At 69.2% G+C, this 8,175-nt stretch carries 7 protein-coding genes; 2 read left to right on the top strand and 5 right to left on the bottom strand.

The features are described from left to right. Positions 1-87: 87 nt before the first annotated feature. From ACFV57_RS40140 to ACFV57_RS40120, 5 genes are all read right to left on the bottom strand, one after another. Positions 88-264, bottom strand: a complete 177-nt coding sequence (locus ACFV57_RS40140; protein ID WP_385243387.1) for a hypothetical protein — start codon at positions 262-264, stop codon at positions 88-90. A 227-nt stretch (positions 265-491) separates the two neighbouring features. Next, positions 492-2,045, bottom strand: a complete 1,554-nt coding sequence (locus ACFV57_RS40135) for an ABC1 kinase family protein (RefSeq protein ID WP_385243396.1) — start codon at positions 2,043-2,045, stop codon at positions 492-494. A 48-nt stretch (positions 2,046-2,093) separates the two neighbouring features. Then, positions 2,094-2,324, bottom strand: coding sequence for a hypothetical protein (locus tag ACFV57_RS40130; RefSeq protein WP_385243384.1), 231 nt, complete (start codon positions 2,322-2,324; stop codon positions 2,094-2,096). A 125-nt stretch (positions 2,325-2,449) separates the two neighbouring features. After that, the gene (ispG, locus tag ACFV57_RS40125) at positions 2,450-3,550 is read right to left on the bottom strand and encodes a flavodoxin-dependent (E)-4-hydroxy-3-methylbut-2-enyl-diphosphate synthase (RefSeq protein WP_385243381.1); all 1,101 of its coding nucleotides are present in this window, start codon (positions 3,548-3,550) and stop codon (positions 2,450-2,452) included. Next, positions 3,550-5,412, bottom strand: a complete 1,863-nt coding sequence (locus tag ACFV57_RS40120; protein ID WP_385243378.1) for a 1-deoxy-D-xylulose-5-phosphate synthase — start codon at positions 5,410-5,412, stop codon at positions 3,550-3,552. The genes ispG and ACFV57_RS40120 overlap by 1 nt, the downstream gene beginning before the upstream one ends. Before the next feature lie 818 nt (positions 5,413-6,230). Between ACFV57_RS40120 and ACFV57_RS40115 the strand changes: the two genes are divergently transcribed. Together ACFV57_RS40115 and ACFV57_RS40110 are read left to right on the top strand one after the other, a co-directional pair. Beyond that, positions 6,231-6,980 (top strand): SDR family oxidoreductase, encoded by a 750-nt coding sequence (locus ACFV57_RS40115; RefSeq protein ID WP_385243375.1) that lies wholly within the window; start codon positions 6,231-6,233, stop codon positions 6,978-6,980. A 282-nt stretch (positions 6,981-7,262) separates the two neighbouring features. Further along, positions 7,263-8,138: a LysR family transcriptional regulator gene (locus tag ACFV57_RS40110; protein ID WP_385243372.1), complete on the top strand. Its 876-nt coding sequence runs from the start codon at positions 7,263-7,265 to the stop codon at positions 8,136-8,138. The last annotated feature ends 37 nt before the right edge of the window (positions 8,139-8,175 follow it).

Genomic DNA, 8,175 nt, shown 5'->3' with positions numbered 1-8,175 from the left:
CACAGCCTCGCGCCCCCCCACCACCAACGCGCAACGGCGTCCCTGCCCCCCCACCAATGGGGGTTTGTGCACGCACTGCTCGCTCCCTTAAACCGTACCGCCGCCCTGCTCCAGCTGCGCGGCGACGACATCGACGGCCCGCTCCACCCCGGCGCAGAACGACCGCGGGGCCGCCAGCAGCACGCGCCGCGGACGCTGCGGCCTCGCGGCAGCGGGGGCGGAACGGTGGAGGGTCTCACGTTCCTTACGGGAGGACCGAGGCATGCGCGGGCTCCTTCGGCGGTCGTCAGTGGTCACGATGTGCCGGCACGGGGGCCGGGGAGCGCAGCTGGTCTCCCTTGCCAAGGCAGCCGGTTTCCACACCGCACAAGCCCGGGACGGGCAGTGCACTTTCCACCCAAGCGGCGCCCCCCTTGGCGGACAAGAATTTCACCGCGGAGGCACGTGAACGCGTCGAACACAGGCCGGTTCCGTCGCTCTGCATTCCCTTTTCATGGCTCGTTCCGGCTCGGCGGAGTATTCCTTCTCATCCGGGCCATGGCCAGGGCCAGGGGGACCGCTACCGTCGTGGACAGTTTCGTGCCCGTCGAAAGGCGCTGCCTGCCTCCCGCCTTGACGGGGTCACCCAAGTTGGTCCGGGCCTGGACGGTGAACTGACGGCCGGACACGTCGTCGAGCACGGACTGCAGCTGGCCCGGTATCGCGTTCATCATGGCGAGAACGTCTGTGGACCACTGGGCGATCTGGTCGGGGGCGGCGGCCTCGCGCCACAGTTCCAGCAGGGTTTCCTCCAGTACGCCCCTGAGCGCCTTGGCGAGTTTCAGTTTCGGGTAGATGTACCGGACGCAGCCTTCGATGTTGGCGACGGATTTGCCGGCTATCGTGGCCGTCGGGGTCACCTGGATGCCGCGGGTGGTGGAGTATTTCACGACCGACATGAAGGCGACGCCGAAGTTCAGCTCCTCCAGGGTGGCGTCGTACCAGTTGGGCAGCACCCGGGCGACGTCACCGGCGAAGGCCGTGCTGTTACTCCAGGGCGTCAGCGAACCCAGGTTGATCCACTGCCGGGCCAAGCCCGCGCCGTCATTGCGGGAAAAGGCCAGGAGCGCTCCCAGCAGGGCGGCGCTCGTGCCCCGGTCGATCCGGCCCACCATGCCCCAGTCGATCAGATACGCCCGGCCGCGCTCGGTGACGATGACGTTGCCCGGATGGGGGTCGGCGTGAAAGAAGCGTTCCACGAAGTAGGATCGGAACATGAAAGAGATCAACTCGTAGGAGAGCTTCTTCCGCTGCTTCTTCGTCAGACTGTCGGGTTTGACCTTGTTGATCGGCACGCCCTCGGCGAAGGACTGGACGAGTACCCGGGGCGTGGCCAGGATGACTTTGGGTACGGAAATGCGTTTGAAGTGTTTGGCCGTCTTGCGTGCCTTCTTCATGTTGCGGGCTTCGAGGGTGAAGTCGAGCTCGTTCTTCATGATGGTGAAGAGGACTTCGAGGATGGCCTGGACGTCGACGACTTCGCTGAAATGGGGGGCGCTCTTCGCGATGAGCCGCGCGATCCTGCGCAGTACCTCCATGTCCCCCGAGACCGCCTCCCGGGCGCCCGGACGCTGCACCTTGACCGCGCACGGCGTGCCGTCGGCCAGGACGCCCTTGTAGACCTGCGCCAGTGAAGCCGCCCCCAGCGGCTCGTGGGTCCGGATGCTCCGGAAGTGCTGCCTCCAGTCGGGTCCGAGTTCGTCCGCGAGGACCGCCTCGAAACTGGCGAACGGGGCCACGGTGGCCTCGTCGTTGAGGAGCTCCAGCTCGTCCCGCACGTACTGCGGCACGAAGTCCGGGCGGGTGGCCAGGATCTGCCCGACCTTGATGTACAGCGGGCCGAGTTCTTCCAGGGTGGTGCGGATGTTGACGGCCCGCTGCCGCTTGGCGGTGAGCCCGTCCGGTGTCCCGTTCTTCTTGAACCGGGAGGACGCGGTGCGCGATACCTCGCCGTAGACCGCGCGCAAAGCGATGGTGGCAGTGCGGCGCGTACGCCCCTTGGCCATACTCACCTCATCTGTGTGGAGTGTCCCGGAGGCGTACGCGCCGGATTGCTACGTGTCCTTCACCGAGTTCTTGTCGGCGGCCAGATGTTGGGTGAGGCTCTGGATCTGTGCGGCCAGAATCCTGATGTCCCGGTTGTTCCGTCGCGCCAGCTTCTTGGCGCTCTTTTTCTTCTTTTTCTTGCTCCGAAAGCCGCGCCGGAGCGCCTTCCGGGTGTCCTTGTTGATATCGCCCGTGCGGTCGATCGCGATGTCGAGCAGGTTCTTCCTTCTCCTGGCCATGCGGCCGTCCTTTCCTCGCGCTGTTGGACCCCTCTGTGACGGCTCGGGCCTCACCTCCTTCCGCGGCCGGACCACTCGCCGTATCGCCCCTCCGCACGCCGACCGCCGGCCCACTGCCTCGGCGGCTAGGCCTCCAGCCGTAGCGCCTCCTCGACGAGCGCTTCGACGATCTGCGCCTCGGGAACCGTGCGCAGCACTTCGCCTTTGCGGAAGATCTGTCCCTTGCCGTTGCCGCAGGAGACACCCAGGTCGGCTTCGCGGGCCTCGCCGGGGCCGTTGACGACGCAGCCCATCACCGCGATGCGCAACGGGCGGGGGAAGCCGTCGAAGGCCGCTTCCACCCGGGCGGTGAGCCGGTGGATGTCGACCTGGAGACGGCCGCAACCGGGACAGGAGACAATCTCCAGCCTTCGCGGGCGCAGACCGAGCGAGGCCAGGATGTGACAGCCGGCCCGCACCTGTTCGACCGGCGGGCCGGAGAGCGATACGCGAATGGTGTCGCCGATGCCCTCCTGCAGCAGAACCCCGAAGGCCACCGCGGACTTGATCGCGCCCTGTAAGGGCGGTCCGGCTTCGGTCACCCCCAGGTGCAGCGGATAGGGGCAACGCTCGGCCAGCAGCCGGTTGGCCGCGATCACGGTGGCGGGATCGTGGTGCTTGACGGCGATTTTGAGGTTCTCGAAACCGTGCTCCTCGAACAGCGAGCACTCCCACAGGGCTGAGTCGACCAGAGCCCGGGGGGTGGCGCTTCCGTGCCTGGCCAGCTGGCGCCGGTCCAGGGAGCCGGCGTTGACGCCGATGCGAATGGGGACATCCGCGGCACGGGCCGCGGCGGCGATGGCGGCGACCTGGTCGTCGAACCTCCTGATATTGCCGGGATTGACGCGTATGGCGGCACAGCCGGCCTCGATGGCGGCGAAGACGTAACGGGGCTGGAAATGGATGTCGGCGATGACGGGGATCGGAGAGCGGGCCGCGATCGTGGGCAGGGCGGCGGCGTCGTCGGCGGTGGGCACGGCGACCCGCACGATGTCGCAGCCGGCGGCGGTGACCTCGGCGATCTGCTGCAGGGTCGCGTCCACGTCGGCGGTGTTGGTGGTGGTCATGGTCTGGACCGAGACCGGTGCGTCGCCGCCTACGCGGACATCGCCGACATGGATCTGCCGTGAGCGGCGACGCACCGGAGTCCGGGGAAGTACGGGCACGCCGAGGTCGACGGCGGCCATCACCGACTCCCGTCGCAGTCGTCAAGAGGGCGACCGGCGCGAGCGGCGAGGACGGCCTGGGCCAGGCCCCGTGCGTCGAGGCCGGAGCGCGCCAGCAGTTCGCCGCGGGCCGCGTGCGGCAGGAAGCGGCCGGGCAGTCCGAGAATCCGGACCGGGACGGAGCAACCGGTATCGGTCAGAGCCTGGGCGACGGCGGAGCCCAGGCCTCCGTGGCGGATGTTGTCCTCCACCGTGACCACCAGCCGGTGGCCGTCGGCGAGCCGGATCAGTTCCCCGGGCACCGGCAGGACCCAGCGGGGGTCGGCGACGGTGACGCCGATGCCCAGTGCGGCCAGCCGTACGGCGGCTTCCACGGCCTCCGGGGCCAGCGGACCGGAGACGACGAGCAGCACATCGCGGCGGCCACGTCGGTAGAGGACGTCCACCGGGCCGGTGCGCTCGACGGCCGGGACGTCCGGGCCCACCTGGCCCTTGGGAAAACGAAGGGCGGTGGGCCCGGTCCGATGGGCCAGCGCCTCGCCGAGCAGCTCGGCCAGCTGGTCGGCGTCACGCGGTGCGGCGACGCGCATCCCGGGCACGGCGCCGAGCAGCGTCAGGTCCCACATGCCGTGGTGACTGGGCCCGTCCGGCCCGGTGATGCCGGCGCGGTCCAGGACGAAGGTGACCGGCAGCCGGTGCAAGGCCACATCCATCAGCACCTGGTCCAGAGCCCGGGTCAGGAACGTGGCGTACAGGGCGACCACCGGATGCAGCCCGCCGGTGGCCAGCCCGGCGGCGCAGGTCACCGCGTGTTGCTCGGCGATGCCCACGTCGAAGAACCGGCCCGGGAAGGAGTCCCGGAAGAGGGCCAGTCCGGTGGGGCCGGGCATGGCCGCTGTCAGCGCCACCACGTCCCCGCGCCGTCGGCCCAGCGCGCACAGCTCCTCGCCGAACACGCGGGTCCACGAGGGCGCGGTGACCTTCTTCGCCGTGGCCCCGGTGGCCGGGTCGATCACGCCGCAGGTGTGCATGCGGTCGTTCGGCTCCCGCTCGGCCGGCTCGTAGCCCTTCCCCTTGCGGGTGACGGCGTGCACCACCACCGGCGTACCGAGCCCATGCGCGACCGACAGTGCCTGTTCCAGTGCTGCACGGTCGTGCCCGTCGACCGGACCCAGGTAGGCGAAGCCGATCGAGGTGAAGACATTGTGGTCCGTTTCCGTTGCCGAGCGGTCCTCCGACAGGTCACCGGGCTCCGGGCGCCACCCGCCGTGCACCCGCTCGCGCAGCAGGCGCAGATGATCGGCCAGGCCCCCGACGGTGGGCGCGTACGAGCGGCCGTTGTCATTGAGCACCACGACCACCGGCCGCTCGGCACCACCGATGTTGTTAAGCGCCTCCCACGCCATGCCGCCGGTCAGCGCCCCGTCCCCGATCACCGCGACCACGGCCCGGTCGCTCTCCCCGGTCAGCTCGCGGGCCTTGGCCAGCCCGTCCGCGTACGCCAGCACGGTCGAGGCGTGCGAATTCTCGATCACATCGTGCTCGGACTCGGGCCGGGACAAATACCCGGACAGGCCCCCGGCCCGGCGCAGCCGGTCGAAACCGTCGGCCCGCCCGGTCACCAGCTTGTGCACATATCCCTGGTGACCGATGTCGAACAGCAGCGTGTCCTGCGGAGAATCGAAGACCCGGTGCAACGCCAGCGTCAGCTCCACCATCCCGAGATTGGGGCCCAGGTGCCCGCCGCTGGCGGCGACCTTGTCGACCAGGAAGGCACGGATTTCGCGCGCCAGGCCGGGCAGCGTGTTCTCCGGCAGCGCCCGCAGAGCCTTGGGACCGGTGACCTCCGCCAGCAGGGGGTAATCGCCTCGGGGAGATGACATGGAGGGCATCGGATCTCCTCACTACAAAGGGAGCGGACCGACGAACGTCGGTGGTGGTGCGGACGCGCTGTCGCACGGACTCGCGGCCGCTGGCGCGGCGAGTCCGTTCACCGCGTATTCGCCGGTCGCCGTCAGCGAAGAACTCGCTTCCCGCCCGCAGAGTTCTGGGCGCTTTTTCGAGTTCTGGCTGTGGTCACCGCCGCCGGGGCATCAGGGCGGCACGGCACTGTTACGAGGTGTCGGGCCCCACCGGTCCGCCTGACTCGGCAACCGTGATTCACGCCCGGTGCACCATCCGCAGGCGAGGCCGGAACGAGAACTGCTCGCACCTCCTACTGCTGTCCATCGAAGCCCCGGCAACGGGGGAAGTACAGTGGTTGAAGGGAGCAAGCGCGTGCACGCGTAGAACGCGGAAATGCAGATCGCGGTAAGGGACCAAAACCCTTGCGGGTGATGCGGGGGGCGTAATCGCGCTCGTCCAGCCCCCCCATGCGCCGACCGTCGGGCGCGGTGACCGGCCGGCCCTCGTGACGAGACGAGTACGGCCGGGGTCCCCTCCCGTACTTCCGCCAGGCAGCCCACTCCGGCCCCCTCCCGTCCCACTCTCGTCCCGCTCCCGTCCCGCTTCGGCCGAGCGAGCTGCTCGTCCGCTCGGACGCGGGCACTGAGGGCGGCGGCCGGGTCGCCACCTGGGGGTATCGATGATGTTTGTGGGGCGACTCGAAACTTCTGTTACCCGATGACCGTAATGTCCACCTAGTGTCGTATGCAGAAGGTGATCAAGTCGGTCACCGGCAAGAACGTGAGGAGTGCGGACCATGGCCGAGAACACTCTGCAGGACAAGGTGGCGATCGTCGGCGGGGGCGAGAAGAACCTGGGCGGGCTGATCAGCCGGACCTTCGCGGAGTCCGGGGCGAAGGTGGTCGTCCACTACCACAGCTCCGAAAGCGAAGCCGAGCAGACGGTGGAGAAGATCAAAAAGGCCGGGGGCCAGGCCGTCTCCGCCCAGGGGGACCTGACCGAGGTCGCGGACGTACGGCGGCTCTTCGATACGGCGGTGGACACCTTCGGCGGTGTCGACATCGCGGTGAACACCACGGGGATGGTGCTGCGCAAGCCGATCCTGGAGACCACCGAAGAAGAGTACGACCGCATGTTCGGCATCAACGCGAAGGCCGCGTACTTCTTCATCCAAGAGGCCGGGCGGCGGCTGAACGACCACGGCAAGATCATCAGCCTGGGTACGTCGCTGCTTGCCGCCTTCACCGACGGCTACTCCACGTACGCCGGCGGCAAGGCGCCGCTGGAGCACTTCACCCGGGCGGCGGCCAAGGAGTTCGCCGACCGCCACATCTCGGTGAACACCGTGGCACCCGGTCCGATGGACACGCCGTTCTTCTACCCGCAGGAAACCTCGGAGCGGGTGGCGTTCCACAAGTCGCAGGCGATGGGCAACCAGCTCACCCACATCGAGGACATCGTCCCGATCATCAGGTTCCTGGCCACCGAGGGATGGTGGTTCACCGGCCAGACGATGTTCCCCAACGGCGGCTACACCACCCGCTGACCGCACGCTCTCCCGGCGGGCCGCACCTGCCGTGTTCCGGTACGGCGGGCCCGCCGGCGTCGGCGCCCTCGGCCACACCACCTGGAGGCACCGACCGCGACCTTGCCGCGTGGGCCGACGGGCAGATCTTCTCCTCGAACGGCCGCATCAGCCGCTTCCAGACCGGCCAGGCCTTGCGCGCCGTGTTGTGTGCTGCCGCGCCGGGTATCGGCCTGGGGCGCCGCCCTTCGGCCGTCGACCTCTTATTCACCGTCCGCCACTACTGAGTTCTGGGATGCTGACGTGCGACTGGACCTGAACAAGCTCGAACACCTGGTCGCCGTTGCCGAGGAAGGCAGCCTCACCCGCGCCGCCGCCCGGCTGCACCTGTCCCAGCAAGCCCTGTCCGCTTCCATCCGGGTCCTCGAACGCGAGGTCGGTGTGCCCCTGCTGGAGCGGGGCAGCACCGGCGTCACCGTACTGCCCGCCGGAGCGGCCCTGCTGGAGGACGCCCACGTGCTCAACGGCATGGCCCGCTCCGCCCTGCGCCGTGCCCGGCGCATCGGGCGCGGCGAGACCGAGACGCTTCGCATCGGCTACACCCCCGCCGTCACCGGCGACGAACTCGTCACCCTGCTCGCACCCGTGACCGAAGCGCACCCCGACATCGTCCCCGAGGCCCACCAGCGCTACCCCTCCGAGCTGACGGCCGCGCTCCTCGCGGGCGACCTCGACATCGGGCTGTGCCGCGCCATCACGCCGGCCCACGGCCTGACCCGGACCACCCTGGGCCACCAGCGCCTGCACATCGCCGTCGCCTCAGATCACCCCCTCGCCGCCCGGACCACCGTGACCCTCCCCGAACTCGCCGACGAACCCTTCATGGTCTGGGGCACCCCCGGCCACTCCGACTACACCGACCTCCTCATCGGCCACTGCCGCCAGGCCGGCTTCGAACCCCGCATCGAACGCACCGACCGCCAAGGCACACCTCCGGTCACCGCCGTCATCGGCACCCGCCACATCGCCTTCGTCACGACAGCACCCGGCCCCGCCGCGGGCGGCAAGGCGCACATCGTCACCCTCGAACCTCCGGTCTACGCGCCTCTCCACGCGCTCTACCTCCCGCGAACCACCTGCCCCGGCCGCAGCACCTTTCTCACCCACGTGACGCTGTGAGCACGGGTTGCGGCCATCGCGTAGCGGGCCACCCGCT

It is taken from the genome of Streptomyces sp. NPDC059788, assembly GCF_042732265.1.
Classification (GTDB): Bacteria; Actinomycetota; Actinomycetes; order Streptomycetales; family Streptomycetaceae; genus Streptomyces.
The sequence above is the reverse complement of the archived record's forward strand: the minus strand, read 5'-3'. Positions and strand labels throughout refer to the sequence as shown.

What these genes read in the sequence shown, in the direction of transcription:
- ACFV57_RS40120 (WP_385243378.1), bottom strand. Translation starts at nt 5,412, where the DNA reads ATGTCATCTCCCCGAGGCGATTACCCCCTGCTGGCGGAGGTCACCGGT.
- ACFV57_RS40135 (WP_385243396.1), bottom strand. Translation starts at nt 2,045, where the DNA reads ATGGCCAAGGGGCGTACGCGCCGCACTGCCACCATCGCTTTGCGCGCG.
- ispG (WP_385243381.1), bottom strand. Translation starts at nt 3,550, where the DNA reads ATGGCCGCCGTCGACCTCGGCGTGCCCGTACTTCCCCGGACTCCGGTG.
- ACFV57_RS40140 (WP_385243387.1), bottom strand. Translation starts at nt 264, where the DNA reads ATGCCTCGGTCCTCCCGTAAGGAACGTGAGACCCTCCACCGTTCCGCC.
- ACFV57_RS40115 (WP_385243375.1), top strand. Translation starts at nt 6,231, where the DNA reads ATGGCCGAGAACACTCTGCAGGACAAGGTGGCGATCGTCGGCGGGGGC.
- ACFV57_RS40130 (WP_385243384.1), bottom strand. Translation starts at nt 2,324, where the DNA reads ATGGCCAGGAGAAGGAAGAACCTGCTCGACATCGCGATCGACCGCACG.